Source organism: Winogradskya consettensis, from assembly GCF_018332715.1.
Classification (GTDB): Bacteria; Actinomycetota; Actinomycetes; order Mycobacteriales; family Micromonosporaceae; genus Actinoplanes; species Actinoplanes consettensis.
The window spans coordinates 175,628-201,654 of the sequence record NZ_BOQP01000006.1; the positions used below are offsets into that span (position 1 = coordinate 175,628).

The following is a 26,027-nucleotide window of genomic DNA, read 5'->3' on the forward strand; positions in this document are numbered from 1 at the left end:
GCGGATTGAAGATTCAGACCCTGTGATCCAGGATCCAGGCCTGCGGATTGCCCCTGCGGTGGAGCATCCGCATGATCAACGGTGTGAGGGCGTCCCGGACCTTCGCGCCGATCGGACCCGCGGCCTTGGTGCTACCGCTGCGCTTGCCGTAGGCGACCACTCTCTCGACCCTCGGCCTGCGAATTCTTTCGTACGCCGAGAGCGCGGCCGGAATCCGTTCAGCACCCAGGCACCGGCCGAGAACCACCGCGTCCTCGATCGCCATCGACGCGCCCTGCCCGGACGACGGGGACACCGCGTGGGCCGCGTCGCCGACGAGCACGATCCGGTCGTCGTGCCACACCGGCAGCCGTGGCACGTCCCAGGTGTTCCACGGGCCGAGCGCGACGCTGGTGGCTCCGATCAGCTCGCGGGCGGGAAACGGGTCGTCGGCGAACACGTCCAGCAGGTAGTTCCGCCAGCTCGTCGCGGTGAACTCCCCGCGCTCGACCGGTTCGCGGCGGACCGGGTTGGCGAACCACCACACCGAGCCGTCCGGGGCGGTCGCCCAGCCGAAGAACGCACGCCTGCCGAACGCCATCTGCATGACGCCAGGCTCAGGCGGGTCCACGACCGGGCCGTCGGTGAACCCGCCGGCGTTGAGCAGACCGAGGTAGCGCGGGGCGGGGGCGGCCGGGTCCAGGGCTTTTCTCGTACGCGAGTTCAGCCCGTCGGCACCGATGAGCAGCTCCCCGCGTACCTCCAGACCGTCCTTGAATCCGACTCGCACCCCGGCGCCGTCCGGCACGGCGCTGACCAGGCGTTTTCCGTAGGTGATCGGGATGTCGGCAGCGCGTACCGACGCACGGAGGCCTTGATAGAGATCGGCGCGGCGGATGGTCGTCGTGGTGTCGCCCAGCGGAAGGTCCGCCAGGAATTGGCCTTTCGCTCCTCGCAACCGCATCCGGGGCGTGGGAAAGCCCGCAGCGAGCAGCTCCGCCGGGTCGAGGCCGAGGTCGCGCAGCGCGTTGAGCCCGTTGGCGGCGACGGTCACGAACGCGCCGTCCTCGGCGGCGTCGCCGGCCTCGTAGATGTGCGGGGTGAACCCGGCGCGGTGCAGGGCAAGGGCGGCGACGGTCCCGGCGATCCCGCCGCCCGCCACGATCGCGGTCTTAGTCATGTAATGACTATGCATCTTATGACTAAGACTCGGCAAGCCCCTTAGGCTGGGGTCCATGACCACCGCTGCATCCCGGCGCGCGCCGCTCGCGATGGTGCTGCTGGCGCTGATGTCCGAGGCGCCGATGCACCCCTACCGGATGCAGCAGATGATCAAGGAGCGCGGGCAGGACCAGCTGGTCAACGTGGCCCAGCGCAACAGCGTCTACCAGGCATTGGACCGGCTGGTGCGCGACGGCCTGGCCCGGCCCGGCGGCACGGCACGCGAGGCCGGACGACCCGAACGGACCGCCTACGAGATCACCTCAGCGGGCAGCGAGGCGCTGCACCTCTGGCTGATCGAGGCGCTCCCCACGCCGGCCCGGGAGTTCCCGGAATTCCCGGCGGCGCTCGCCTTCGCCGTCAGTCTCAACCCCGATCAAGTGCGGGATCTGCTGGTACGCCGAATCGCGGCGCAACAGGCGCGATTGGCAGAGGTCGAGGCGCAGGCGCCGCCGGGAATGCCCCGCATCTTCTTGATCGAGGACGAGTACCGGGTGGCGATGTTGCGGGCCGAGATCACCTGGCTGTCGTCGGTGATCGACGACCTGGGCGCCGGACGGCTGACCTGGAGCCTCGAGATGATCTCAGAAACGCTCGCCGAGTTCGGCTAACAGCGCATCGGCCGCCGCGTAGGGATCGGTCACACCCTCGGCGACCTGCGCAGCGAGCTTGCCCAGCGCAGTGCCGTCGCCCAGGTCACCCATCCGGGCCCGGAGCGCGGCCAGCGCGATCGCCTCGACCTCGACAGCGGCCCGCTTCTCGTGCGCGGCTTGTAGCCTGCCGGAGCCCTCGAGCCACTCGCGGTGCTTGGCGATCGCCGCCACCACCTCGTCGATGCCCTCACCCTTGACCGCCGTCGCGCGCACGACCTGCGGGCGCCAGTCGCCGGGCTCCCGCTCACCGAGGCTCAGCATGCCCTGGATGTCGCGGTAGGTGGCGTCCGCGCCGGGCCGGTCCGCCTTGTTGACCACGAAGACGTCGGCGATCTCCAGGATCCCGGCCTTGACCGCCTGGATGGCGTCACCCATCCCCGGCGCGAGCAGCACCAGGGTCGTGTCGGCGAGCGAGGCGATCTCCACCTCGGCCTGCCCCACGCCGACCGTCTCGACCAGCACCACGTCGCAGCCGGCACCCTCCAGCACCCGGACCGCCTGCGGGGTCGCCACGCTGAGCCCGCCGAGCATGCCACGGGTCGACATCGAGCGGATGTACACGCCCGGGTCGGTCGTGTGCTCCTGCATACGGATCCGGTCGCCGAGGATGGCGCCGCCGGTGAACGGGCTCGACGGGTCGACGGCCAGCACCCCGACCCGTCGCCCGGCCCGGCGCAACGCCCGGACCAGCTCGTTCGTGGTGGTGGACTTGCCCACCCCGGGCGAACCGGTCAGCCCGACGACCTGGGCGCGGCCCGCGAACGGCGCCAGGGCCGCGGCGACCTCCCGCAGCCGGGGGTCGCCGTTCTCCACCATGCTGATCAGCCGTGCGACCGAACGCGGGTCACCCTCTCTCGCTCGGGCGACCAGCGTCAGGACGTTGCCGACCATCTTCACTCGTTACTGCCCGGCACTTTGATGATGAGGGCGTCACCCTGCCCGCCACCCCCGCAGAGGGCTGCAGCGCCGGTGCCGCCGCCGCGGCGCTTGAGCTCCATCGCCAGGGTGAGCACCAGGCGGGCGCCGGACATCCCGATCGGGTGGCCCAGCGCGATCGCCCCGCCGTTGACGTTGACGATGTCCTCGTTCACCTTGAGCTCGCGCATCGAGTGGATGACCACCTGCGCGAAGGCCTCGTTCATCTCGATCAGGTCGAGGTCGTCGACGCCGAGACCGGCCTTGCCGAGCGCGTGCCGGATCGCGTTGGCGGGCTGCGCCTGCAACGAGTTGTCCGGGCCCGCGACGTTGCCGTGCGCCCCGATCTCCGCGAGCCAGGTCAGCCCCAGCTCCTCGGCCTTCGCGCGGCTCATCACCACGACCGCGGCGGCGCCGTCGGAGATCGGTGACGCGCTGCCCGCGGTGATGGTGCCGTCCTTGGCGAACGCCGGGCGCAGGCCACCGAGCGATTCGGTGGTCGCGTCGGGGCGTACGCCCTCGTCGGTGTCGATCACCTTGTCACTGTTGCGCAGCCCGGCCGGGACCGCCACGATCTCGTCCGCGAACCGGCCCTCGCGCTGGGCGGCGGCGGCCCGCTGATGGCTGAGCGCCGCGAACGCGTCCTGCTCGGTGCGGGTGATGCCGAGGTCCCTGCCGCTGGCCTCGGTCGACTCGCCCATGGAGATGCCCGCCCACGGATCCATCAGGCCGTCGAAAGCGGTGTGGTCGCGGACGAGGATGTCGCCGTATTTCTTACCCTGGCGCTGACCGAGCATCAGGTGCGGTGCGTTGGTCATCGACTCCATGCCGCCGGCCACCACGATGTCGAACTCGCCGGCCCGGATCAGCTGGTCGGCCAGCGCGATCGCGTCGAGCCCGGAGAGGCACACCTTGTTGACGGTGACCGCGGGCGTACTCATCGGGATCCCGGCGGCGACGGCGGCCTGCCGGGCGGTGATCTGGCCGGCGCCCGCCTGCAGCACCTGCCCCATGATCACGTATTGCACCTGCTCCGGTGCGACCCCGCCGCGCTGCAGCGCAGCGGCGATGGCGTGGCCGCCCAGCGCCGTGGCCGAGACGTTCTTGAGGTTGCCGAGAAGACGACCCATGGGGGTACGGGCGCCGCTGACAATCACCGAGCTGGTCACGAGAAGGCTCCGCTCAATATCCGGTGCTGAACGAGGGTTAAGGTCAGCGTAGCTGGATGTCTGATAAGTCACCCAGCGGTCCCCACCGCCACAATGTCACACTCTCCGACATGGATTCTTTGCCCGAGCTTTCCCGCGACGGAAAACCGATGCAACTGCCCGAGGTCGGACTCCTGCGCGTCGATCACGTCGGGATCGCCGTGGCCGACCTGGACGAGGCGCTGACCTTCTACTCCGAGACCTTCGGCATGCACTGCGTGCACGAGGAACGCAACGAGGAGCAGGGCGTCCGCGAGGCCATGATCGCCGCCGACCCGGACGGGACCGGGGCGCGGATCCAGTTACTCGCGCCACTACGACCCGACTCGGCGATCGCGAAGTTCCTCGATCGCAACGGGCCGGGGCTCCAGCAATTGGCGTACACCGTGAAGGATGTGGAAGCCGCGAGCGACGCATTGCGGGCCCGGGGTTTGCGCCTTCTGTATGAAAGCCCTCGCCGGGGTACAGCGGGGTCGCGCATCAACTTCGTGCACCCCAAGGACGCGGGCGGGGTGCTCGTGGAGTTGGTCGAACCGGCCTGATTCATCCACCTTAAGGGTGAAACATCCTGACGCCGCCGCTGCGGACTGGCAGGATCGGGACCATCGAGGAGCGGCCCGGGGCAACCCTGTGAGACGATCTCCGGCGCCCAGCCTGCACAGCAGGTAGCGGTGCGGGCACAGCGTGCGGACGCCCTTCGTGAGCGCTGGCCGAACGGCCGACATCGGCCCTCGGCGACCAGGACGAAGGTGATCTCAGGCCGGAATACCCGGCCAGTACGCTCTTGCGTTGCCCCCTGGGGGGTCTGCCAGTATGTCGCAATGCCCCAGCAGCAGGATGCCAATCTCGCCTTCTTCGAAACCGCGAATTCGCAGCACGACTTCACCGTTGTCCTGCGTGGATATGACCGCGGTCAGGTCGACGCGCACCTAGGCCGGCTGGTAGCCGCGCTGAACCAGTCCGAGCAGGCCCGCGGCGAGGCCGAACAGCGGATGAACGACGCGCAGCGCCGCCTGCGACAGGCCGAGCAGCGTCTGAACGCCCTCGAGCAGAAGCTGGCCGACAGCAACAAGCTCCTCGAGGAGAACAATCGGCCGACGCTGTCCGGGCTGGGCACCCGGGTGGAGCAGATCCTGCGCTTGGCCGAGGAGCAGGCGAACGACCACCGTAGCGAGGCCAAGCGGGAGTCCGAGGGCATCCTCTCCGCAGCTCGGCTCGAAGCGCGTGAGATCACGGACAAGGCTCGCGCCGAGGCCGCCGCGATGAAGGCGACCGCCGAGCGCGACGCGGGGCAGCTGCGCACGCACGCCGAGCGCGAGGCCGCCGAGAACAGGGTGCAGGCACGTCGCGAGGCCGACACGCTGCGCTCCGACGCCGACCGCGAGACCAAGCAGCTGCGCACGGTCACCGCGCACGAGGTCGCCGAGCTGAAGTCAACCGTGGAACGCGAGGTGGCGTCGCTGCGGGCAACCGCCGAGCGGGAGATCACCCAGCTGCGGGCCAAGGCAGCCCGCGAGGCTGAGGAGAAGCGCGCCGAGGCGACCAAACTGCTCACCGATTCCCGCGACAAGCGCGACAAGGACCTCCAGGCCCTGGCCATGGAGATCGCCGAGCGTCGCGAGAAGGCCGAGCGCGAGGAATCCGAGCGGCACGCCTCCCAGGTCAACGCGACCCAGAAGATGGTGTCCGAGGCCGAGGAGCGCGCCCGCGCCGCCGAGGACCGCGCCAAGGAGATCGAGCAGCGCGCAGAGAACCGGCGCCTCGAGTCCGAGCGGCACTCCGTCGAGACGGTCGAGAAGGCCCGCGCCCTCGCCGAGAAGACGGTCAGCGAGGCCCGCAGCGAGTCGCAGCGACTGCTCGGCGACGCGCGTCAGGAGGCCGAGATCACCACCCAGGCCGCCAAGCGCCAGGTCGAGGACCTCACCCGTCAGAAGGACCAGGTCACCAACCAGCTCGGCCAGATGCTCTCCGGTCTTTCCGGCCTGGTGCCCACCGTCGGCCCCGCCGCGGCAGCCCAGGCAGTCGCCGCCGCCGCACCCGCCGCCGCCCAGCCCGCCGCAGCTCAGCCCACCCCTGCGGCCCCGGCCGCCGAGGCACCGGCGCAGCGCACCGGCGAGGACGACGCGGACGTCGAGGCTCCCGAGGTCGCGGCCAAGGGCAGCTGAGTCATTCGCCACTCAGTCTCCGGTTGCGCCACCCCGGCGGGTGGGTAACGGTTAGAGGACCGGGCGGCTGTGCAAAACGTTGTGTGCGGGCCGTTCCGGAGAACTTCCGGCACGGCCCGCATTGCGTTTCGCACGTAGCCTGAGCACACGACGATAAGCAACTAGACGCACAGTCCCCGCCAGGCCGGTGTGTATCGACACGTCGCGGGACGATGCGTATGTGAGGATGGAAAGCATGTCGCACGGCGGGGAAATCTTCGGTCTCGGTGGAGAGACGCCACCGGAGCCCAGCTTCGAGACCGCCCTGCGGGGTTACGAGAAGAAACAGGTCGAGCGGTACGTAGCCCGTGCCGAGACCGAGATCGCCACGCTGATCGGCGAGCGGGACAACGCCCAGCTGCAGAACCAGGCCATGATGGGCCAGATCGACCGGCTGCAGCAGGAGCTCTCCCAGGCCCGCCGGCAACCGAGCCTCGGCGCCGACGTCTCCTTCCGCCACCTCGGCCCCAAGGTCGAGGAACTGCTCGCCAAGGCCGAAGAGGTCGCCGCGCAGATCAAGACCGACGCCAGCGCCGACATCAAGGCCCGCCTAGCCGAGGCCGAGCGCATCCGCGCCGAGTCCGAGGCCCACGCCCACGACGCCGGCCGCGACTTCGAGATCACCCTCGCCGCCCGCCGCGCCGACGAGGAGAAGGCCGACGTCGCCCGCCGCGCCGCCGCCGACAAGGCCCTCGCCGCCACCCGCCAGTCCGCCGAGCAGATGCGCGCCGAGGCCGAGGCCACCCTGACCCGCACCCGCACCGAGGCCCAGCAGCTCACCGAGCGCACGGCCCAGGAGGTCCAGAAGACCCGCGCCGAGGCGGTCGGCTACGCCAAGTCGACCCGCCTGCAGGCGGACCAGGAGATCAAGGGCCTGCGCGACAAGACCCAGCAGGAGATCGCCAAGCTCCGCGCCGACGCCGACCGCGAAAAGACCGACGCCAAGGCCGCGGTCGAACGCGAGGTCAGCCAGCGCCGCCAAGAGGTCGTCCAAGAGCTCGGCCAGATGCGCACCGGCGTCGAGAAACAGTGCGCCGACCTCCGCAGCGAAGCCGACAAGTACGCCGAGGAAGTCCTCCGCCGCTCCGACGAGCAGGCCACCGCCATCCGCAAGGACATCGCCGCCCACCAGGACAAGATCGCCGGCCTCGCCCGCGACCTCGAAGCCGCCCAGGCCAAGGTCGCCGAAGCCGAGAAGAAGTCCTCCGCGGCCACCGAACGCTCCGCCAAAGCCGAACAGGAAGCCGAGCGCTCCGTAAAGCGCCTGGCCGAGGTAAAGCTGGAGCTCGAAGCCGCCCTCAAACACGTCGAAACCGCCAAGGCCGCCGGCGAAGCCGCCGAACGCCGAGCCACCGAAGTCCGCCGCCAGGTCCAAAAGGAAGCCAAACGAGTCGCCGAGCTCGCCGCAGCCGCCGTCCTCGCCGCAGCCGCCTCCCCGGACGACGACGATGATGACGACGACGACACACCCCCGGCCGCTGCCGTCCCCGCCGCCGCTATCGCCCCCGTCGCCACCAAGGTCGCCAGCAGCACGGACAACGCCCCGGCTACCGCTACCGGAACCGCTTCAGTGGCACCGCAACAGCCGGAAAAGCCCGACGCCAACCCCTCCAAGGTCACCGCCTCCGCCAAGGTGACCGCACGCCCGGGCCCGAGCCGGGTGGGCGTCGACGCCGACTGATTCGTCGCTCCACAGCATCATCGCCGTGGCCCAGGGCATCACGCCCCGGGCCGCGGCTTTTCTTACACGGGAACGCTTCCCCCGGCTAGCGGGTCCTGTCAGGTCGATAAGGCTCTACCGAGTGATTGAGCCTGCCGGGTGCCCGAGCCTGCCGGGTGCCCGAGCCTGCCGGGTGCCCGAGCCTGCCGGGTGCCCGAGCCTGCCGGGTGCCCGAGCCTGCCGGGTGCCCGAGCCTGCCGGGTGCCCGAGCCTGCCGCAGGACAAAATTGAGCGGGCACGGCGAGGCAGGCGGCGGGCATGAGGGCGACTCGCGCCCGAGACCAACTCTTGGCTAGTGCTACGTGATTAGGTTGTGCACAATTTAATTGTGCACAACTTTTCGACATTGCCCCCTGTCGGACGAAGTCTTGGCTGGTGGTGACGCCCACCGAGGGATGGGGACCAGCTGGGTGGCGAGGAGTGCGCCGGGTCGATACATTTCCGCCGGGGAGTGCGTCGCCGCCTTGGGCGAACTCCCATTTCTCTCCCGTGGAGGTAGACCGTGACGGCCGACGACCCCCGCCCCACCGAGGTGCCGGCCGACGACCCCGTGCCATCGCCGACTCAGACCGGCCCCACCCAGCCAGGCCCAGCACAGACCGGCGGGCCAGCACAGACCGCGCCGGCGCCGGCCGTGCAAACCCGGACCGCGCAGAGCCAGACCGAGCAGAGCCAGACCGAGCAAGGCCAGACCGAGCAAGGCCAGACCGCGCCCAGCCAGACCACACCAGACCAGACCGTGCAGGGTCAGACCGCGCCCAGCCAGACCGCGCCAGACCAGGCCGCGCCAGACCAGGCCGCGCCAGACCAGGCCGCGCCAGACGATGAGACCGCGCTGGTCCGGGCCGAACCGGGTGAGTCGGTGCCGGAGGGTGAGTCGGTGCCCCGACAGGTGGAGAAGCGGGCGAGGCGGGTGGATGCCGTGGAGCGGGCTGAGGCGAGTGGGCAGTTCGGGGCGCCTGGGCCGCCGCTCAATAGGCGGAATCCGTTTCTGATCGGGCTTACGGGTGGGCTCGGCGTGATTGTTGCGTACGGGATATTTGTGGGGCTGCGCAATGCCGCGTCGATTCTTGTTCTGATTTTTATTGCGCTGTTCCTGGCGATCGGGTTGAATCCGGCGGTTATGCGGTTGCGGCGGTGGGGGTTGCCGCGGGGGCTGGCTGTTACCGTGATGGCTCTTGCTGTGGTGCTGTTGCTCTGCGGTGGTGTGGTGGCGTTGATTCCGCCGCTGGTCACGCAGACTGGGCAGCTTATTGAGAACGTCCCGGATTTCATTGCGAGTCTGCAGCGTAATGAGACCGTCAGCGAGCTGGTGCAGCGTTACGACATTTTGGAGAAGGTGCAGAGCGCGGTCAATGCCGGGACCGTCACCAATGCGCTGGGTGGGGTTGTCGGCGGGGCGAAGCTGCTCTTCGGGACCATTTTCAACGTTCTGACCGTGATCGTGCTGACGATCTATTTTATGGCGTCTTTCGAGCGGATCAAGAATGCCGGGTACGCCCTGGTGCCCGCGTCGCGCCGGGACAGGGTGCGGCTGCTGACCGACGAGATTCTCACGAAGGTCGGCGCCTACATGGTCGGGGCGTTGTCGATCGCCGTGCTGGCGGGCATCTCGACGTGGGTGTTCGCGACGGTGGTCGGGCTGGCGTACCCGTTCGCGCTGGCTGTGGTGATCGCGGTCTGTGACCTGATTCCGCAGATCGGGGCGACGCTGGGTGCGGTGATCGTGAGTCTGATCGGGCTGGCTGACTCGTTGACCACAGGGATCATCTGCATCGTTTTCTTCATCATCTACCAGCAGATCGAGAACTATCTGATCTACCCGAACGTGATGCGGCGCTCGGTGAAGGTCAGCGACGTGGCGGCGGTGACCGCGGCGCTGCTGGGTGTGGGGCTCTTCGGCGTGATCGGGGCGCTGGTCGCCATTCCGATGGTGGCCGCCGTCCAGCTGATCGTCCGCGAGGTGGTCAACCCGAGCATGGAGCACAAGTAGCGGTCAGGGTCCGCTGAGCTCGACGCGCTCCTTCGCGGTGGTTCCGGCCAGGTAGGCGCGGGCGGCGAGGACCGAGAGGGTCGCCTGGATGATCACTCCGGTCAGGTCGAGCGGGTTGCCCTGGGCGATCAGCACGATCGTCGGTACGCCGAGGAGCAGCACGTCGACCCCGGCCAGCGAGGCGAGCAGCGGGCCGGGCGAGAACGAGCCCATCGGGGTGTCGAACGGCAGGATGGAGTTGTTGACGAAGCCCGTGCGGGCCTTGCGCACCGCCGCGACCCCGCCGACCGGTCCCAGCACGATCCCCAGCGCCCACCACGGGCCGGCCGGGAGCTCGCCGAGAATCTGCAGCAGTGCCAGCGCCGCTGTGTACCAGATGGTGGCCAGCGCGACCGGCACGTAGCAGCGCTGCAGCACCGAGTCGCGGGAGCTGATCCCGAGCATCCGCAGCATCCACGGGTTGCCGGTGTCGGTGCGTACGTTGCTCGTGGTCACGCCGCCGGCGAACATGCCGCCGAGGACCACCGCGATCGCCAGCACCCACCCGGGCGCGGACCCGAAAAGCGACGGCAGCGCGGCCCCACCGGCAAGCCAGAGCAACCGGCGCGGCCTCCGGCGCAGAAGCAACAGATCTTGAGCGGTGAGTACGGGCACCCGCCGCCACAACCGCATCGACCGCAGCTTCCGCCGCGCCCAGTATCGCCGTTCGAGCATGTCGGTGACGAAGGACGGCTCGACCCCGAATGCCGAGTCGGCGAGCGTACCCGCCGTTTTGGCGGCTTCCAGGATGCGATCGTTGGGAGTGCGGCCCAGGGTGCGTACGGCAAGGGCGAAGAAGATGATCACGACCAGCGCGAGCCCACCCACGACCGGGAGCACCGACCCTGCCGGGGGCCACCCGGCGGGCGCGCGCGGCGCGTGCACGGCCGAGTCGACGACCAGCCCGGCCAGACCGGCGGCGAGCAGCAGATAGGCGATGTTGTCCGACAGGCCCGACCACCAGCGGTCCGCCTGCGCGGCGAGCGCGATCAGGAGCAGTACGTTCGCGGCCAGCGCCCCCAGCAGCGGCAACGCCACCACCTGCTCCGCCAGCGGGCGCGCGAGGACGTGACCCATGATCGCCAGGGCACCGAGCGCGCCGGTCATCGCGGCGGTCGCCATCGCCGCGCCGAGCGACGGCAGCAGCAGGACACGGCGGCTGACCGGGGCCATGAGCAGCCACGACGAGGCCGGGCGGCTCAGCGCCAGCGGACCGAGCCGGCGCAGCGCGATGTAGAGGCCCCCGATCAGCGCGACGATGATCGACACCCCGGCGAGCTGGGACGCGTTCGGCACCGACGGCCAGAAGACGACGGCCAGCTGCCGGTGCAGCATGCCCCCGACGATCGCGATGAAGAGCAGCGCGAAGTAGAAGTTGCCGAGCGTCTCGCCCCGCTCCTTGTGCGCCGCCTGCCGCGTGCGCACCCAGCCGCGCACCTCGGTGACGCTGACCGCCGGGATCGTCATGCCTGGACCGGGTGGAGGTCGGTCATGCTGATCGGGCTCATACCCGCCGCGGAGCTGAAGGCGTCGTCGTGGCTGGCCATGAGGACGCTGCCGCCGCCGGCGAGGTATTCGGCGATCATCGCGGCGACCGTGGCCCGGCCGTCGGGGTCGAGGCGCTGTTCGGGTTCGTCGAGGATCAGCAGCTTGCTCGGGCGCAGCAGGATCAGGGCGAGCGTGAGCCGCTGCTTCTGGCCCGATGACAGCGACGGCGGGATCGCGTCGGCGTGCGAGGCGAGGCCGAAGCGTTCGAGGGCCTCGTCGACGCCGGACTCCTCGGCGTCGACGCCGTGCGCGCGGCAGACCAGCTCGGCGTGCTCGCGGGCGGTCAGGCCCGGGTACCAGGTGGGGGGCTCGACCGTGGTCGCGACCGCCCGCCAGAACTCCGGAGTGGAGCCGGGCGGGCCGCCGAACACCTCGATCTCGCCGGCGTCCGGGCTCTGCAGGCTCGAGATGCAGCGCAGGAGCGTGGACTTGCCGATGCCGTTCTCGCCGGTGATGCAGACGCCCGCACCCTCGACGACGGTCAGGTTGACGTCCACCAGCACCGGGGTGGAGCCGTAGCTCACCGACAGGCCGCGTACAGAGATCGCGGAACGTTGCACCGTGCGACGCTAACAGGTGCGCTGTCAGGGGCGACGGGCGTACAGCAGCTTGAGTGTTTTGACGATCCGCTGGACCTGCGCGGGGGTGCGTTCGAACGTCATCGCCGGCAGCAGCGAGGGCCCGCGCCGCACGGTGATCGACTTGGCAACGCCGAACTCGCGCAGCCCGTCCTCGCCGTGGATGCGTCCGAACCCGGAGTCGCCCACACCGCCGAACGGCAGCGTGGCCATGCCGACGAAGGCCATCGCGGAGTTCACCGAGACCATGCCGGACCGCATCCGCCGGGCGATCCGGACGGCGTTCTTCTTCCCGAAGACGGCTCCGCCCAAGCCGTACGGCAGCGCGTTGGCCTTCGCGAGAGCCTCGTCCGCGTCGACGACCCTCGAGATGGTCAGCGTGGGCCCGAACGTCTCCTCCTGGATCGCCGCCGACGCCTCGGGCACGTCGACCAGCACGGTCGGCGCGACGCTCGGCGCCTGCACGGCGTCCGCGCCGCCGAGCACCGCCCGGCCGCCACTGGCCAGGGCCTCGTCGATGTGCCGCCGGACCACGTCGAGCTGCCCGGGCATCGTCATCGGGCCGATGTCCTCGCCCAGCTTCAGCTTGCCTGCCTTGGCGACAACGGCGGCCACGAACTCGTCGTAGACCGGCGCCACGGCGTACACCCGCTCGATGCCGATGCAGGTCTGCCCGGCGTTGGTCATCGCGCCCCAGACGGCGGCCTCGGCCGCGGCCTGCACGTCCGCGTCGGCATCCACGATCATCGCGTCCTTGCCGCCGGCCTCGATGATCACCGGTACCAGGTTCTCGGCGCAGGCCGCCATGACCTTCTTCGCGGTCGCGGTCGACCCGGTGAAGGCCAGTTTTCCGATCCCCGAGCGGCAGAGCGCTGCCCCGACGTCGCCCAGCCCGTGAACCACCTGGAAGACCGGGTGCTCTGGAACGACCTGGGCGAACGTGTCAGCCAGCCACTGCCCGACCACAGGCGTGTACTCGCTCGGCTTCAGGACCACGGCGTTGCCCGCGGCCAGGGCACCCGAAGCGGGACCCAGCGGCGTCAGGATCGGATAGTTCCACGGCCCGATGATCCCGACCACACCGTACGGCTGGTACTCCAGATGAGCGGAATGCTCGGCGACCACCAGCCGGGACCGGACCTTGCGCGGCCCGAGCACGCGCTTCGCGTTCCGGGCGGCCCAGTCGATGTGCTCGATCGCCGCCAGCGCCTCGACGACGGCGTCGGCCACCGGCTTCCCGGTCTCGACATGGGTCAGGTCGGCGAGCTCCTCGATCCGCTCAGCCATCAGCGCCCGCCACTGCAGCAACCGGGTGCGCCGCCCGTCAAAACCCAGCGCGGCCCACCAGACCCCGGCCTCCCTGCCGCGATCCACGGCGGCGATCACGGCCTTCTCATCGGACACGGGTACGCGTCCCGCCTCGTCACCGGTCGCGGGATTCGTCGATACGAGCGCCCCGTCTTCGATCGCGGGCACTCCGGGCGTACGCGTATCGGTCATGAACGTGAGTCTAAGTCGCATTCAGCGTGAGTCGCATCACACGTACGCTTGATTGTTGTGAGCCCCCGTCGCAACCGCCCCAAGTCGTCGCAGCGACCGGCGGCCCCCGCCGACCCCGAGGACGACAATGTCCGCCGGGGCATCGGCGGCGTCCAGCAGTATCAGGACGGCGACTGGATGGTCCGCTCCATCTTCGGCGGCGCGGCGACCAAGACCTACCGCTGCCCCGGCTGCATGCAGGAGATCCGCCCCGGCGTCGCCCACATCGTCGCCTGGCCCGCCGACGACCGCGGCGACGAATCCGACCGCCGCCACTGGCACACCGGCTGCTGGCGCGCCCGCGACCGCCGCGCCCCCTCGGTGGAACGCTCGAGAAACGCCCCCCGCTACGGCTAGCGGGTTCCCGCGGGTAAGGATGGTCGGGTGGCTTCCATCCGCGCGAACTCCATCCTGCCCGCCAAGCGGACAGACATCACGCTGCACACCGCCGACGGCCTGACCCTGGTCGGCGAGCTCGCGGTCCCCCTCGACCGCCCGCCGGTGGCAACCCTGGTCTGCCTCCACCCGCTGCCCACCCACGGCGGCATGATGGACAGCCACATCTTTCGCAAGGCCGCCTGGCGCCTCCCCGCCCTGGCCGGCGTAGCGGTCCTGCGCTTCAACACCCGCGGCACCACCAGCGTCCGAGGCACCAGCGAAGGCGCCTTCGACGCCGCCAACGGCGAAAAATACGACGTAGCCGCCGCCATCGAATACGCCGAGTTCGCCGACCTCCCCAACATCTGGCTCCTGGGCTGGTCCTTCGGCACCGACCTAACGCTCATGCACGGCCTCGACCCGACGGTGACGGGCGCGATCCTCCTGTCGCCGCCCCTGCGCTTCTCCAGCCCCGCGCATCTGCGGGCCTGGGCCTCGGACGGAAAGCCGCTCACAGCCCTGATCCCGGAATTCGACGACTACCTCCGCCCGACCGAAGCCGCGGAGAGATTCGCCGCCATCCCCCACGCCGAGGTCATCCCGATGCCGGGCGCCAAACACCTCTGGGTCGGCGACGCCGAAAAAGTCCTGGACAAAATCGTCGAGCGCGTGGCGCCCGAGGTCACAGTCCCGCTCCCCCAGGACTGGGACGGCCCGATGGAAGCCGGCGACATGAATGCCTACGCCAACAAAACAGTCGCCGCCTTCTCCGACGTCCCCGTCCCCAAACCCCTCGCCGACTGACGGCTCAGGTCACGCGCCGGGCTCGAACAATTCCTTGAGCATGGCGTGTGACCTTGGCGGCAAGGGCTCCGCGGGGAAGAAGCGTCCACACAACTCAGTGCGGCGTCCAGCGTGCCGATGCCGACTATCGCCGCGAGCGTCCTGAGGTCTTTCTCGTCGCGGCTACGGGCGGCGAAGGCTTTCATGGCGAACACATGCTCAGGAGAGGCCGCCATGACCCGGATCCCCTGATGGTCGAAGACCTCCCGGCTGCCCACATCTTTCTGGGTCGACACATATGCACTGGCTTGCTCGTTCAGCCACCACGGCGGAAGGTCGGGCTCCTCAGCGACGTTGCGGGCCTCTTCGAGGACCACTCCGTGCGGAACGCAGGTGGCATCCACATCGCGGGTCACCCGATTCGCGTCATAGGCGAGTGCCATGGCAGCGCCGCCAACGACGAAGAGGTCGGCTACCACGCCTCTCCGGGCGAGACGCTCTCCGAGCACTGTGAACGCGTGCTCGAGTTCTGCACGTCCTAGCAGGCCGCCGTTGGTCATGCCGCTTTCAGGTCCTGGGCGGAGAGGTAGACGCCGTGCTTGCGGAAAGCTGCCGGCGCCCAGACCAGAGCTTCCATCCGCTTGGTCCGCAACGATGAGGGGAACCAGGGGGTCGACAGCACCCGCGAACGCGTCCATTCCGGGGGAGACAGGTCGTGGCCAGCTGCCAGATGCTCGGCTATAGCGGCGAGCAGAACGTCCCATCGCTCGTCGCCGATGACAGGCGGTTCCTCTCGGAAGAGCTGCTGCTGCCGGTCAGCCGGCTCCCAGCGGTACTCCTCAAAAAACTCCCAGACGTACTTCCAGCGAACATCCACGTCCGCTTCGCGAGAGAGGTGGTGAGCAAGGTCGATCATCGTCATCGGCTCATAAGCCATGATCAACCTGCCTTACTCTCATAGGGCGCCATCACGAGATTACCGGAATGACCTGTCAGAAGAGAGTGAGCTCGTTGCGGTCCATGCCGCGCAGCTTGTCGTAGTCGACAACGACGCAGCGAATCCCCCGGTCGGTGGCCAGCACCCGGGCCTGCGGCTTGATCTCCTGGGCGGCGAAGATCCCGGTGACCGGATACAGCAACGGATCACGGTTCATCAGCTCGAGATACCGGGTGAGCTGCTCAACCCCGTCGATCTCCCCGCGCCGCTTGATCTCCACGGCGACAGCGGCCCCCGAAGCATCCCGGCACAGCAGATCGACAGGCCCGATAGCCGTCATGTATTCGCGCCGGACCAGCACCCACCCCTCGCCGAATGTCTCCGGGTGGGCGGCGAGCAACTCCTGGAGATGCGCCTCGACACCATCCTTGACCAGCCCGGGATCGAACCCGAGCTCATAGGACGTGTCCTGGAAGATCTCCTCCAGGGTGATCCGCAGCTCCTCACCGGCTTTGTTGACGACCTTCCACACCCCGGGAGCCTCCTGCAGCTTGCAGGGTGGGCTCATCCAGTTGAGCGGCTTGTAGGCCCGATCGTCGGCATGAATCGACACGGACCCGTCCGCCTTCACCATGAGCAGGCGGGTGGCCGGCGGTAGGTGGGCGGAGAGTTTGCCGACGTAGTCCACGGAGCATTTCGCGATGACCAGACGCACCGCACGAGGGTAGCCTCCGTCGCCGGGCCGGGCGAGCGCGGCGGTGCCATGCTGGTGGTGTGCTCGAAGTGCTCACTGGTAGCGGCCTGGCGGCATCCGCCGGGCTCAATGCGTACATCCCCCTGCTCACGATGGGTCTGCTGGCTCGTTATACCGACACTATTGATCTTCCCGGCGGGTGGCAGTGGCTCTCGAACGGGTGGGTGATCGCCATTCTGGCGGTGCTGCTGGCCGTGGAGATGGTGGCTGACAAGGTGCCTGTGGTCGATCACATCAATGATGTGGTGCAGACCATCGTGCGGCCGACGGCCGGTGGGCTCGCGTTCGGGGCGGGGTCGTCGTCCGAGACCGTGACCGTGACGGATCCGGGGTCGTTCTTCGGGTCGCATCAGTGGGTGCCGATCGCCGCCGGGGTGGTGCTCGCGTTCGGGGTGCACAGTGTCAAGGCTGCTTCCCGGCCCGTGGTGAATGCCACCACCGCCGGGTTCGGGGCGCCGGTCGCCAGCACCGCTGAGGACATCACCAGCGTGCTGCTGTCGCTGCTGGCGATCCTGTTGCCGATTCTGGTGCTGCTCGGGCTCGTGCTGCTGGTCTTCGGTGGCTGGTGGGTGATCAGACGTCGTCAGCAGCGTAAGAGGGAACGCCGGTCGGTTCAGGGTGTCGAGACGCAGCAACTGTTTGGTTGACTCAGCCGGTGGCCGCCGTCGCAGTTCCCGCGTTCGCCCTGGCCTGGTGGCTCGGCGCCTATCTGGTCGGGCGGGATCCGGGGCGGGCGGTGCTGTGGCGGGCGGCGGGTGCGCTCTGGGCGTACGCAACAGGGATTGTGGCTTGGATGATCTCGCCGGGGTCCTCGGTCGCTGAACTCCTGTTCTGTGTCCCGGCCCTGCTCTGGGCCGGGGTGGCGACCTCGCTGCTGCCGCAGGAGGCGCCGGAGCGGCAGGTGGCCGAGCGGGGCTGGGCGGGGAGCCTGGTGATCTTCCTGGCGCCGGCGGTGCTGCTGCCGGGGGTGGGCAAGCTGATCGCGCTGGCTCCGCTCGCCGGTGGGCTGGCCCTACTGCAGAGATACCGCCAGAGGGTACGCCCGAAGCACCTGCCCACCGCCCTGCTCGCCGCGGCAGCGCTCTACGTCGTGGGCCTCGTAGCCGTGCTCGCCCCGATCGATCTCGGCGCCCCGGAGCTGGTGCTCGCCACGATGGGCGTCGACCTGGTGCTGCTCGGCTTCCTGGTGGCCGTGCAGGACGCCGTCGAGGCAGGTGAGCGGCTGCTGCCCGACCTGCGCCGCTCGCTCGTCGCCGCGGTGGTGGCCGTGCTGCTGTGCGGCGGGCCGGCCGCCGTGACCATGCTCGCGACGCCGGGGCTGACCGCGGTGATCGTGCTGCAGTTCGTGCTGGTGGGGGTGGTGCTGAGCGCGGTGGGGGCCGCTGCGCCGCTGCGGGCGCTGCTGGACCGGCTCGCGTTTCTGCAGAACGGGCGGCTGCGCCGGGATCGGGCCGCGTTGCTGCTGGCCGCTGACGCGCTGCCCCGGCGGCGGGAGCGGCATCGGATGATCGCGATGGACGAGCCCGAGTTCCGCCGGTTGACGCTGCGCGCACTGGAGGACTACAGCGATCTGGGGCGGCTGCTGCGTAATCCGCTCGTCGATCTGCCCACGGTGGACCGGCGGCTGCAGGCACGGGATCCCGGGCTGACCGATCAGCCGCTGATCCGGGCGGCCGAGCTGCGGGCGGTGCTGAGCGAGCAGGTGGAGCGGCTCAAACCGGCCGGCGTTCCGGGGACCTCGCAGGAGTGGCGGTTCTACAACGCGCTGCACTACTGCAGTGTGCTGGGCGTGCGGCCGTACGAGCGCGTCCCCCAGACCGACGGCATGGATCTGGACGGGCGGCGGATCATCGACTGGTTCCGCCGGCGTGTGCGGCGGGAGTCCCTCGATCAGTGGAAGGTTCAGGGCGCCGAGCTGGTCTCGGCGCGGTTGTGGCAGGAACTGCTGAGCACGGACCCGCGCTGGCTCACCCGCTCGGCGCCGTTGCCCGAGGCGACACGCGGTACAAACGGTCGGCAAGTACTCTAAAACGGTTAAAATCTCCCAACGTGCCGTACACCGGGGGGTTGACTGAGTGGGTAGCCACCGCACCGCGCTCGTCGCCGTGGTCCGGCAGGAGCTCGCCGAGGCCCGGGGCACCGCACGGGCTGTGCTCGCCGCCGCCGAATCGGCCCGCAACGAGGCCCAGCGGCGCAAGAAGCTGATCCGGGAGGCGTATGCGACCTGCCTCGCCCAGCTCACCGAGGCCCGGGAGGCTGCCCGGCAGGACATCCTGCACCGCAGCACCACCGAAGCCACCGCGCTGAGCCGCAAAGTGGCGCAGCTGGCCGCTCTCTCCGCGCCGGGCGCCGCGGGGACAGCATGGCGCTACTGGACCCCGGCCGAGCCCGACCGGGTCGCCCGGCCCGGGATGCTGCGGATCGGGACCGTCGCGTACGAGCTCGGCGAGGAGCGGACCAGGCTGCCCGCTCTCATCCCGTTCCTCGACCACGCACATCTGAACGTCCTCGGTGCCCGGCCCGACGCCGACGGGGTGCTCTCCGGGGTGCTGCTGCGGGCGCTGGGCACGACCCGGCCCGGCGACGTTCACGTCAGCATCTACGACCCGGAGAACCTCGGCGGCACCCTCGCCGGGTTCGCGCCGCTGGGCAACGCCGGGCTGCTGCGGCTCATCAGCCCCGGCGGGCTCGGCGCGGCCCTCGACGAGCTGGTCGAGCACATCTGCCGGGTGAACGAGAGCGTACTGACCGCCGGGTACGCCTCCCTGGCCGAACTCACCGCCGCGACCCCCGGCCCGCGCCCCGAACCATGGCGGACGGTCGTGCTGCTGCTCGATGCCCGCAGCGCCGCCGAGCTCAGCGATTCCCAGCGGGCGCAACTCGAACGGATCGTGCGGACGGGCGTGGCCTGCGGCGTACATCTGATGGTCAGAGGTTTGGAGCTGGCACCGCACCCGACGGTGGAGCGCGTCTCGGCGCACGACGGCATCGCGGCCTGCGACACCACCGGAGACCTGGAAGTCACCCTCGACAGCCCGCCCCCGGCCGACCGCATCGCCGGGTTCTGCCGGGCCACGGCGGAGCGACTGCTCGCGGGGCCACCACCCGCCCGCCTCGCGGACCTCGAACCCAGCACGTTCTGGGCCGAGTCGTCCGCACACTCCCTGACCGCGCCCCTCGGCGACAGTACAGACGGCTCGACGGTCCCCGTGGTGCTCGGCGACAGCACGCCGCACGCGTTGATCGGCGGCCCCGCCGGCTCCGGCAAGACGAACGTGCTCTACGCGTGGATCGGCTCGCTCGCCGCCCGCTACGGCCCCGGCGAACTCGCCCTCTACCTGCTGGGGCCGTCGTTCGCCCAGGTCACGCCGGGCCCGCGCGACCCCAGCTGGCTGCCCCAGGTACGGCTCGCCGGCATCAACGCGGACGGCGACCGCGAGTTCGTCCTGGCGCTGCTGCGGCATCTCGGCGAGGAGCTGCGTACCCGGGCCCAGGCGGCGAAGCGGCACGAGGCGTCGACGCTGGCCGGACTGCGTGCGGCGGACCCGCACGGGCACTGGCCACGGATCGTCGCAGTCCTCGACGACGTCCCGCTGTCGGCGGACGCCGAGGCGCTGCCGCTGGTGAAGGATCTCGCACGCCGCGGGCACACGCAGGGGATCCATCTGATCGTCGCGGCGCGGGACGGCTGGGACATCGACGGGTTCCCGCTCCGGATCGCACTGCCGAAGGCCCAGGGCGTCCTGGCCGAGGGCAACCTGGCGGCGGAGGTCATCCCTCGCTTCCACGCGGCGACCGACAACGGTGTCATCAGGGTGCCCGACGCGAGCGACCGGACGGCGTGGCGCAGCCTGCAACGCAAGCTGTGGCTGCTTCGTGACGAGAACTGCGACGCGCCACGGCTGTTCGACGGCGAGGTCGTGCCGCGGCTCCCGGACGTGTACAGGCCGAGCGGGCGGCTGCCGGACGACGTCGGCTCCTCACCCGGTGCCGTGCTGGGCGAGCGGATCGACGTCGCGGCCCGGCCCGCGCGGCTGCGGCTGGGACGGATGCCGGGGCGCAATCTAGCGGTGCTCGGTACGCGTACCGATGAAGCCTGCGACGTGCTCGCCGCCGCGGCACTCTCCCTAGCCGCGCAGGGCCCGGCGCGGTTCAGCATCTTCTGCCTGGACCCGGACGCGGAGCAGGCCGCCGCCCGGCTGATGGCCGAACTCCCCCAGGCCGTCACCAGCGATCTCGGCGTGGTCCCCGAACCGGGCAACGTCCCCCACTACCTGATCGGGTACGGGCTGGACACGGCCGGCCGGGCCCAGCGCGAGCGGCTGCGGGCCCTGCTCGCCGACGGCCCCGAGCAGCGGATGCACGTCCTGGGCTGGTGGCGCTCGACGGCTCACCTGCACGACGACCTGGCAGCTCACCTCGGCGCCTGGGTGGCCCTGGACGTGCGGGGCACCGACCTGAGCCCGCTCTACCCGCAGCCAGGCGGCCCGGAATGGCATCCACGCCGGCGCCGCGCCCTGTTCTTCGACCGCTCGGTGCACCGGACCCCGGAAGTGATCATCCCGTACGAGGTGAACAGTGACCACACGTGACCGCGACTACCAGCAGATGATGACCGCACTCGGCGACGTGGCGCGGCGGCGTTCGACCGAGCTGGACAACGCCGAGCAGGCGTACCAGACCAGCGCCGCGCAGGCAGCCGGTGAGCTGGCACGGGCGGAGAGCGACGCGGCCGCCGCGGAGCGCTGGGCGGGTGCGGCCGCTTCCCAGGTGCTTGATGTGGACCGTGAGGCGGATCGGCTCTGGGCCCAGTTGCGCGCCGGGGTCCGCACAAGGGCCCTGGGCGACCTGCCGGAACCGGAACCGGTCGACGCGTTGCCGCGCGCAGCTCTCACCCAGGGGCCCGCGCCTGCCCAGCGCCGCTCGGCCCGGACCCTGCTGGCGAGCGCGGCCCACCGGATCGAGGTCACCGCACGACCCCGCGAACGCCATCGCATGCCGCGCTGGACACTCACGCTGCTGCCGCTGGTGGGTGCGCTGGTCGCGGGGATGACCGCGCTGCTCGCGGCCGGCCTGGTGACGTTCGGCCGAAGGGACGTGCCCGGCGGTTCCGCCGTCCAGCTGCTGGGCTGGCTGGCCTTCCTGGTCGCCCCCTCGGCGGGCCTGCCGGCGGCGGCGCTCTACGTCCACCACCGGCTGCACTCCCGGCTCGACCTCGGCGGGGTCGGGCTGACCCTGCTGGGCGGGATGCTGGCCGCGACCGTCCTCGCACTGACGTTCGCGACGTCCTAGTACGTATAGAACCCCTTGCCAGTCTTGCGGCCCAGGTCGCCGGCCGTGACCATGCGCTGGAGCAGCTCCGGCGGGAAGAACTTCTCGTCGGCGGTGTCGCGGTAGATGTTGCCGGCGGCGTTCAGCATCACGTCGAGACCGGTCAGGTCGACCGTGGCCAGCGGGCCCATCGCGTGCCCGAAGCCGAGCTTCATCACCGTGTCCAGGTCCGCGGCGCTGACCACGCCCGACTCGACCAGCTGGATCGCCTCGACCAGCAGCGCGGAGAAGAGCCGGTTGGAGACGAACCCCGCGACGTCCCGCTTCACCTCGACGCAGGTCTTGCCGACCTCCTCGGCGAACGAACGCGCGGACGCCAGGGTGTCGTCCGAGGTCTGATAGCCCCGGACCAGCTCGACCAGCTTCATCATCGGCACCGGCGAGAAGAAGTGGATGCCGACCACCGACTCGGGGCGCTCGGTGACCGCGGCGATCGCGGTGATCGGGATCGCGGAGGTGTTGCTGCCGAGCACCGCACCCGGCTTGCAGATCTTGTCGAGCGCCCGGAAGACCTCGTGCTTCGCCTCGATCTTCTCGAAGATCGCCTCGACCACCACGTCGGCGTCGGCGGCCGCCTCCAGCTCGGTGGTGGTCGTGATCCGGCTGATCGCGGCGTCGGCGTCCTCCTGCGAGATCTTCCCCTTGCCGGCGAAGCGCCCGAGCGAATCCTTGATCGCAGCGAGCCCGCGGGCCAGCGAGGCCTCGTCGAGGTCGCGCATGGTGACCTGCCATCCCGACTGCGCCGCCACCTGGGCGATTCCGGAACCCATCAGACCCGAGCCGATGACCGCGAGCCGACCCGCCATGTGTGTCACTCCTCAGCGCCGTAAGTGTGTCGTCAGTCTCAGCCTAACGGCTCGCGCTTAACGACGACTCAGGCCCTCTATCGGGGCAATTCTCATGAAATGCCGGTTCGCCGGTGCCAGACTGTGCCCATGCCACCAAGCGACGGCTGGTACCTCCTCGGGCCCTTCATAGCCGTCTCGCTGGTCGGCTTTCTCGGCGCCATCTTCTGGCGGATGGGCCTGCAATGGCACGAGGAGACCCGCGAGGACCCCCTCCGCGACCTCTACGACGGCCTGGCCATCTTCCACGACCACGGCGACGACTTCGGCCTGCTCTGCCCGGCTGCGGCCACCGACGACGCCGACCTGGCCGACGAGATCAAGGGCGTGCTCGCGACGGCCGGGATCCGCTCCACATCGGCCGTACGCCCGGACGGCCGCGTCCTGGTCCTCGTCTTCCCGGAAGAAGTCGAGGAAGCCAGGAGACTGGTCCTCTAGAAGTCGTACGTCGGCTCGGGAACGTCCGCGCGCTCCACGTCCACGCCGAGGTTGGCCAGGTCGGAGACGAAGTCCGGATAGCCGCGGTCGATGTGGTGGACCTCGCCGACCTCGGTGATCCCGTCGGCGCACAGGCCGGCGATGACCAGACCGGCACCCGCGCGGATGTCCGTCGCCCGCACGGGAGCGCCGGAGAGCCGCTCCCGGCCGTTCGTCACGGCATGATGCCCATCGGTACGGATGTCAGCGCCGAGCCGCACCATCTCGTTCACGAACATGAACCGGCCGTCGAAGATGTTCTCGGTGATCAGCGACGTGCCCTTGCTGACCGCTGCCAGCCCCAGCGCCATCGGCAGCAGGTCCGTGGCGAACCCCGGGTAGGGCAACGTCACGATGTCGACGGCCTTGGGCCGGTCGTCCATGCGCACCCGGAACTGGTTGTCACCGGGCTCGACCACGCCGCCCGCCGAGACCAGCTTGTCCAGGGCGATCGAGAGATATTCGGGACGCACGCCGTGGACGGTCACGTCGCCGCGGGTCATCGCCGAGGCGTACGCCCAGGTGCCGCCGACGATCCGGTCCCCGACCGTGGTGTGCCGCACCGGCTTGAGCCCCTCGACACCCTCGATGGTCAGCGTCGACGTGCCCGCGCCCTCGATCCTGGCGCCCATGTCGATGAGCATCTCGCAGATGTCGACGATCTCCGGCTCGCGGGCCGCGTTGTCGATCTCGGTGATCCCCTTGGCCAGCACCGCGGCCATCAGGATGTTCTCGGTCGCGCCCACGCTCGGGAAGTCGAGCCAGATCTTGCTGCCCCGCAGCCCCGCGGGCGCCGACGCGATGACGAACCCGTGCTCGTTGGAGATCTCCGCACCCAGCCGCGCCAGCCCCGACACGTGCATGTCCAGCCCACGCGAACCGATCATGTCACCGCCCGGCAGCGCCACCCGGGTGTACCCGCGGCGGGCCAGCAGCGGCCCCAGCACGCAGATCGACGCCCGCAGCCGCCGCACCAGGTCATAGTCGGCCTCGGCACCGGGCTCGGCCGGAACGTCGATGGTGACCTCACCATCGGCGAAGCTGACCTCGCAACCCAGCCGCCGCAGCACCTCACCCATGATCGCGATGTCGGTGATCCGCGGCACATTGGCGATAACGCTGCGCCCTTCGGCGAGCAACGCGACCGCCATCAGCTTCAATGCGGAGTTCTTGGCGCCACCGACGCTGACATCACCGGAGAGACGTGCGCCACCCTTGACCCTGATCACATCCACGCGCGCAATCGTATGGGGCGCGCCTGCGGTCCGCCTCCGTAGGGTGGGTGGCATGGCCGTGCATCTCACCCGCATTTACACCCGCACCGGCGACGCCGGCACCACCCGCCTGGGCAACAACGAGGTGGCAGCCAAGACCGACCCCAGAATCGTCGCGTACGCCGACGTCGACGAGTGCAACGCCGCCCTCGGTATCGCCCTCGCCCTCGGCAACCTGCCCCCGGACATCCGCAGCATCCTCACCGCGATCCAGAACGACCTCTTCGACGTGGGCGCCGACCTGTGCAACCCCCTGTCGGACAACCCGGCGTACCCCCCGCTGCGCATCAAGGAGTCCTACGTGACGCGCCTCGAAGGCTGGTGCGACGAATACAACGACCAGCTCCCGGCCCTGGACTCCTTCGTCCTGCCCGGCGGCACCCCCGGCGCGGCCCTGCTGCACGTCGCCCGCACCGTGGCGCGTCGCGCCGAGCGGGCCGCCTGGTCACTGCAGGAAACCGACCCTGACCGTACGCCCACCTTGCCGGCCAAATACCTCAACCGCCTCTCCGACCTCCTGTTCATCCTCGCCCGAGCCGCCAACGGCCCCAAGGGCGACGTCAAGTGGATCCCGGGCGGCCAGGCGTCGTGAGCCTGCACCACGTCGAGCTGTGGGTGCCGGACCTCGCCGGCTCCCTCGGCCCCCGCCGCCTACCTCGAGGACGAATGGGGCTACGAAGCCGAACTCGTCGCACCCGCCTAGAGTGGCCGCCGTGTCAGCGAATCTCTCCATCGCTCAGGTCCTGGCTCATTGCGGCGGCTCCCCTGCCGGCGCTGCCGAATATCTGGCCCGCGCGATAGCCGAGGACCCCGCCGCTCCCGAGCCCTACCAGGCTGTGGCCGACCTGCACGCCGACCACCCAGCAGTGGTCATGGCCGGTCCGCTCACGGCGGTCCAGGCGTACTGGTGTTTCCTGCAGGGGGACATGGACGAGGCGGCCATGCTGATGGGCACGATCACCGGCTACGTGCCCCGCATAGCCTGGCCGACGGCTCCGTGGTTCGCCTCCCCGCAGTTCCTTGACGCGGTGTCCCCGGAGGCCATCGGCGAGGGCGCCCGGCGCCTTCTCGACTACGGCCACAACCCGGCCTCCGAGCCCTGGTTCCACGCGGTCCGGACGATCGCCGGCCGCATTCCCCCGGCGGCACCGGAAGCCCTGACCAACATGGCCATCATGCTGCGCGAATGCGGCCGGCCCGCGGACGCTCTGGCCCTCTGCGACCGGGCCGACGCCATCGCCCCGGTAATGATCACCGCTGTCGCCCGCGCTGGCGCCCACCGCAAGCTCGGCGACTTCCCGGCGGCGGTCGCGGCGTTTCACGAGGCGCTGGCCCGGGAGCCGGGGACGTGGTCGCTCTATCTGGACCTGGCCGACCTGCACGCCGTGATGGGTGACTTCGAGGCCGCTGTCTCGTACGCACGCCAGGGCCGGCAATACGATCCCGCTGAGGTGACTCTCGAGGCTGCGGAATCGGCGTACCAGGCCCGGCTGGGTTCCGTCGAGGCCGCACGTACCCTGCTGGCCCTTATGCCCCGCCTGGCAACCTCGTCCTACGGCGGCGAACTGGCGGCGGTCGCAGCCGAAGGCCCGGGGCTACCGGCCGATCTGAAAACTGCCCTCCGCAGCCACCTCTGACCGGACGTAAACGC

Annotated in this window: 25 protein-coding genes; 14 read left to right on the forward strand and 11 right to left on the reverse strand. The window is 70.0% G+C overall.

The window, feature by feature from the left end; translation table 11 throughout:
• Positions 1 to 13 precede the first annotated feature (13 nt).
• Positions 14 to 1,159, reverse strand: a complete 1,146-nt coding sequence (locus Aco04nite_RS06525; RefSeq protein ID WP_212996264.1) for an FAD-dependent oxidoreductase — start codon at positions 1,157 to 1,159, stop codon at positions 14 to 16.
• 55 nt (positions 1,160 to 1,214) lie between these two features.
• On the opposite strand from Aco04nite_RS06525, the gene Aco04nite_RS06530 reads away from it, so the two are divergent.
• Complete coding sequence (locus tag Aco04nite_RS06530) at positions 1,215 to 1,811, forward strand: PadR family transcriptional regulator (protein ID WP_212996265.1); 597 nt, start codon at positions 1,215 to 1,217, stop codon at positions 1,809 to 1,811.
• On the opposite strand, the gene meaB is transcribed toward Aco04nite_RS06530, so the two are convergent.
• Both meaB and Aco04nite_RS06540 read right to left on the reverse strand, forming a co-directional pair.
• A complete protein-coding gene (meaB, locus tag Aco04nite_RS06535) occupies positions 1,785 to 2,744 on the reverse strand; it encodes a methylmalonyl Co-A mutase-associated GTPase MeaB (protein ID WP_212996266.1) in 960 nt (319 codons plus the stop codon). The genes Aco04nite_RS06530 and meaB overlap by 27 nt on opposite strands.
• Positions 2,745 to 2,746: 2 nt before the next feature.
• Positions 2,747 to 3,937, reverse strand: a complete 1,191-nt coding sequence (locus tag Aco04nite_RS06540) for an acetyl-CoA C-acetyltransferase (RefSeq protein WP_212996267.1) — start codon at positions 3,935 to 3,937, stop codon at positions 2,747 to 2,749.
• Positions 3,938 to 4,047: 110 nt separating this feature from the next.
• Here Aco04nite_RS06540 and mce point away from each other — a divergent pair, with 110 nt between their 5' ends.
• The 4 genes from mce (at position 4,048) to Aco04nite_RS06560 (ending at position 9,893) form a co-directional block, all read left to right on the forward strand.
• Positions 4,048 to 4,518: a methylmalonyl-CoA epimerase gene (gene mce, locus Aco04nite_RS06545; RefSeq protein ID WP_244875784.1), complete on the forward strand. Its 471-nt coding sequence runs from the start codon at positions 4,048 to 4,050 to the stop codon at positions 4,516 to 4,518.
• Between the two features lie 279 nt (positions 4,519 to 4,797).
• Positions 4,798 to 6,141: a DivIVA domain-containing protein gene (locus tag Aco04nite_RS06550; protein ID WP_212996269.1), complete on the forward strand. Its 1,344-nt coding sequence runs from the start codon at positions 4,798 to 4,800 to the stop codon at positions 6,139 to 6,141.
• Between the two features lie 226 nt (positions 6,142 to 6,367).
• The gene (locus Aco04nite_RS06555) at positions 6,368 to 7,861 is read left to right on the forward strand and encodes a Laminin subunit beta-1 (RefSeq protein WP_244875812.1); all 1,494 of its coding nucleotides are present in this window, start codon (positions 6,368 to 6,370) and stop codon (positions 7,859 to 7,861) included.
• A 541-nt stretch (positions 7,862 to 8,402) separates the two neighbouring features.
• On the forward strand, positions 8,403 to 9,893 hold the full coding sequence (locus Aco04nite_RS06560) for an AI-2E family transporter (protein ID WP_308161624.1): 1,491 nt from the start codon (positions 8,403 to 8,405) through the stop codon (positions 9,891 to 9,893).
• A 3-nt stretch (positions 9,894 to 9,896) separates the two neighbouring features.
• Here Aco04nite_RS06560 and Aco04nite_RS06565 read toward each other — a convergent pair whose 3' ends face one another.
• The 3 genes from Aco04nite_RS06565 to Aco04nite_RS06575 are packed head-to-tail and all read right to left on the reverse strand — an operon-like array spanning position 9,897 to position 13,558.
• Positions 9,897 to 11,399, reverse strand: a complete 1,503-nt coding sequence (locus Aco04nite_RS06565; protein ID WP_212996270.1) for a DUF6297 family protein — start codon at positions 11,397 to 11,399, stop codon at positions 9,897 to 9,899.
• Positions 11,396 to 12,040: an ABC transporter ATP-binding protein gene (locus Aco04nite_RS06570; protein ID WP_212996271.1), complete on the reverse strand. Its 645-nt coding sequence runs from the start codon at positions 12,038 to 12,040 to the stop codon at positions 11,396 to 11,398. The genes Aco04nite_RS06565 and Aco04nite_RS06570 overlap by 4 nt, the downstream gene beginning before the upstream one ends.
• Before the next feature lie 24 nt (positions 12,041 to 12,064).
• Positions 12,065 to 13,558 carry an aldehyde dehydrogenase family protein gene (locus tag Aco04nite_RS06575; RefSeq protein WP_212996272.1) on the reverse strand — a complete coding sequence of 498 codons (1,494 nt, stop codon included), beginning with the start codon at positions 13,556 to 13,558 and terminating at the stop codon, positions 12,065 to 12,067.
• A gap of 57 nt (positions 13,559 to 13,615) precedes the next feature.
• On the opposite strand from Aco04nite_RS06575, the gene Aco04nite_RS06580 reads away from it, so the two are divergent.
• Positions 13,616 to 13,954, forward strand: coding sequence for an Rv1322 family protein (locus Aco04nite_RS06580; protein WP_498370756.1), 339 nt, complete (start codon positions 13,616 to 13,618; stop codon positions 13,952 to 13,954).
• Positions 13,955 to 13,981: 27 nt separating this feature from the next.
• Positions 13,982 to 14,779, forward strand: a complete 798-nt coding sequence (locus tag Aco04nite_RS06585) for an alpha/beta hydrolase (protein WP_212996273.1) — start codon at positions 13,982 to 13,984, stop codon at positions 14,777 to 14,779.
• Here Aco04nite_RS06585 and Aco04nite_RS49985 read toward each other — a convergent pair.
• The 3 genes from Aco04nite_RS49985 to nucS form a co-directional block, all read right to left on the reverse strand.
• Positions 14,716 to 15,318 carry a DUF6036 family nucleotidyltransferase gene (locus tag Aco04nite_RS49985; RefSeq protein ID WP_369076651.1) on the reverse strand — a complete coding sequence of 201 codons (603 nt, stop codon included), beginning with the start codon at positions 15,316 to 15,318 and terminating at the stop codon, positions 14,716 to 14,718. The genes Aco04nite_RS06585 and Aco04nite_RS49985 overlap by 64 nt on opposite strands.
• Positions 15,315 to 15,680 carry a hypothetical protein gene (locus Aco04nite_RS06595; protein ID WP_212996275.1) on the reverse strand — a complete coding sequence of 122 codons (366 nt, stop codon included), beginning with the start codon at positions 15,678 to 15,680 and terminating at the stop codon, positions 15,315 to 15,317. The genes Aco04nite_RS49985 and Aco04nite_RS06595 overlap by 4 nt, the downstream gene beginning before the upstream one ends.
• A gap of 70 nt (positions 15,681 to 15,750) precedes the next feature.
• Positions 15,751 to 16,410, reverse strand: a complete 660-nt coding sequence (gene nucS / locus Aco04nite_RS06600; protein ID WP_203839964.1) for an endonuclease NucS — start codon at positions 16,408 to 16,410, stop codon at positions 15,751 to 15,753.
• A gap of 59 nt (positions 16,411 to 16,469) precedes the next feature.
• Here nucS and Aco04nite_RS06605 point away from each other — a divergent pair, with 59 nt between their 5' ends.
• The 4 genes from Aco04nite_RS06605 to Aco04nite_RS06620 are packed head-to-tail and all read left to right on the forward strand — an operon-like array spanning position 16,470 to position 21,741.
• On the forward strand, positions 16,470 to 17,096 hold the full coding sequence (locus Aco04nite_RS06605; RefSeq protein ID WP_203839963.1) for a DUF4126 domain-containing protein: 627 nt from the start codon (positions 16,470 to 16,472) through the stop codon (positions 17,094 to 17,096).
• A gap of 8 nt (positions 17,097 to 17,104) precedes the next feature.
• On the forward strand, positions 17,105 to 18,478 hold the full coding sequence (locus Aco04nite_RS06610) for a hypothetical protein (RefSeq protein ID WP_212996276.1): 1,374 nt from the start codon (positions 17,105 to 17,107) through the stop codon (positions 18,476 to 18,478).
• A 46-nt stretch (positions 18,479 to 18,524) separates the two neighbouring features.
• The gene (locus tag Aco04nite_RS06615) at positions 18,525 to 21,041 is read left to right on the forward strand and encodes an FtsK/SpoIIIE domain-containing protein (protein ID WP_212996277.1); all 2,517 of its coding nucleotides are present in this window, start codon (positions 18,525 to 18,527) and stop codon (positions 21,039 to 21,041) included.
• The gene (locus tag Aco04nite_RS06620; protein WP_212996278.1) at positions 21,028 to 21,741 is read left to right on the forward strand and encodes a hypothetical protein; all 714 of its coding nucleotides are present in this window, start codon (positions 21,028 to 21,030) and stop codon (positions 21,739 to 21,741) included. The genes Aco04nite_RS06615 and Aco04nite_RS06620 overlap by 14 nt, the downstream gene beginning before the upstream one ends.
• Here the strand turns inward: Aco04nite_RS06620 and Aco04nite_RS06625 are convergent.
• Positions 21,738 to 22,586 (reverse strand): 3-hydroxyacyl-CoA dehydrogenase family protein, encoded by an 849-nt coding sequence (locus Aco04nite_RS06625; RefSeq protein WP_212996279.1) that lies wholly within the window; start codon positions 22,584 to 22,586, stop codon positions 21,738 to 21,740. The genes Aco04nite_RS06620 and Aco04nite_RS06625 overlap by 4 nt on opposite strands.
• 129 nt (positions 22,587 to 22,715) lie before the next feature.
• Here Aco04nite_RS06625 and Aco04nite_RS06630 point away from each other — a divergent pair, with 129 nt between their 5' ends.
• On the forward strand, positions 22,716 to 23,063 hold the full coding sequence (locus Aco04nite_RS06630; RefSeq protein WP_212996280.1) for a hypothetical protein: 348 nt from the start codon (positions 22,716 to 22,718) through the stop codon (positions 23,061 to 23,063).
• On the opposite strand, the gene murA is transcribed toward Aco04nite_RS06630, so the two are convergent.
• Entirely contained in the window at positions 23,060 to 24,391 is a 1,332-nt protein-coding gene (gene murA, locus Aco04nite_RS06635; protein WP_212996281.1) for a UDP-N-acetylglucosamine 1-carboxyvinyltransferase, read from the reverse strand. The genes Aco04nite_RS06630 and murA overlap by 4 nt on opposite strands.
• Here murA and Aco04nite_RS06640 point away from each other — a divergent pair.
• Positions 24,390 to 24,968 carry a cob(I)yrinic acid a,c-diamide adenosyltransferase gene (locus tag Aco04nite_RS06640; protein WP_212996282.1) on the forward strand — a complete coding sequence of 193 codons (579 nt, stop codon included), beginning with the start codon at positions 24,390 to 24,392 and terminating at the stop codon, positions 24,966 to 24,968. The two genes, murA and Aco04nite_RS06640, sit on opposite strands and share 2 nt — an antisense overlap.
• Before the next feature lie 121 nt (positions 24,969 to 25,089).
• Positions 25,090 to 26,013, forward strand: a complete 924-nt coding sequence (locus Aco04nite_RS06645) for a tetratricopeptide repeat protein (RefSeq protein ID WP_212996283.1) — start codon at positions 25,090 to 25,092, stop codon at positions 26,011 to 26,013.
• Positions 26,014 to 26,027 lie beyond the last annotated feature (14 nt).

Coding starts and splice junctions, on each gene's coding strand:
- Aco04nite_RS06525 (WP_212996264.1), bottom strand. CDS start 1,159: ATGACTAAGACCGCGATCGTGGCGGGCGGCGGGATCGCCGGGACCGTC.
- Aco04nite_RS06530 (WP_212996265.1), top strand. CDS start 1,215: ATGACCACCGCTGCATCCCGGCGCGCGCCGCTCGCGATGGTGCTGCTG.
- meaB (WP_212996266.1), bottom strand. CDS start 2,744: ATGGTCGGCAACGTCCTGACGCTGGTCGCCCGAGCGAGAGAGGGTGAC.
- mce (WP_244875784.1), top strand. CDS start 4,048: ATGGATTCTTTGCCCGAGCTTTCCCGCGACGGAAAACCGATGCAACTG.
- Aco04nite_RS06550 (WP_212996269.1), top strand. CDS start 4,798: ATGCCCCAGCAGCAGGATGCCAATCTCGCCTTCTTCGAAACCGCGAAT.
- Aco04nite_RS06555 (WP_244875812.1), top strand. CDS start 6,368: ATGGAAAGCATGTCGCACGGCGGGGAAATCTTCGGTCTCGGTGGAGAG.
- Aco04nite_RS06565 (WP_212996270.1), bottom strand. CDS start 11,399: ATGACGATCCCGGCGGTCAGCGTCACCGAGGTGCGCGGCTGGGTGCGC.
- Aco04nite_RS06575 (WP_212996272.1), bottom strand. CDS start 13,558: ATGACCGATACGCGTACGCCCGGAGTGCCCGCGATCGAAGACGGGGCG.
- Aco04nite_RS49985 (WP_369076651.1), bottom strand. CDS start 15,318: ATGACCAACGGCGGCCTGCTAGGACGTGCAGAACTCGAGCACGCGTTC.
- Aco04nite_RS06595 (WP_212996275.1), bottom strand. CDS start 15,680: ATGACGATGATCGACCTTGCTCACCACCTCTCTCGCGAAGCGGACGTG.
- Aco04nite_RS06625 (WP_212996279.1), bottom strand. CDS start 22,586: ATGGCGGGTCGGCTCGCGGTCATCGGCTCGGGTCTGATGGGTTCCGGA.
- Aco04nite_RS06630 (WP_212996280.1), top strand. CDS start 22,716: ATGCCACCAAGCGACGGCTGGTACCTCCTCGGGCCCTTCATAGCCGTC.
- Aco04nite_RS06640 (WP_212996282.1), top strand. CDS start 24,390: ATGGCCGTGCATCTCACCCGCATTTACACCCGCACCGGCGACGCCGGC.
- murA (WP_212996281.1), bottom strand. CDS start 24,391: ATGCCACCCACCCTACGGAGGCGGACCGCAGGCGCGCCCCATACGATT.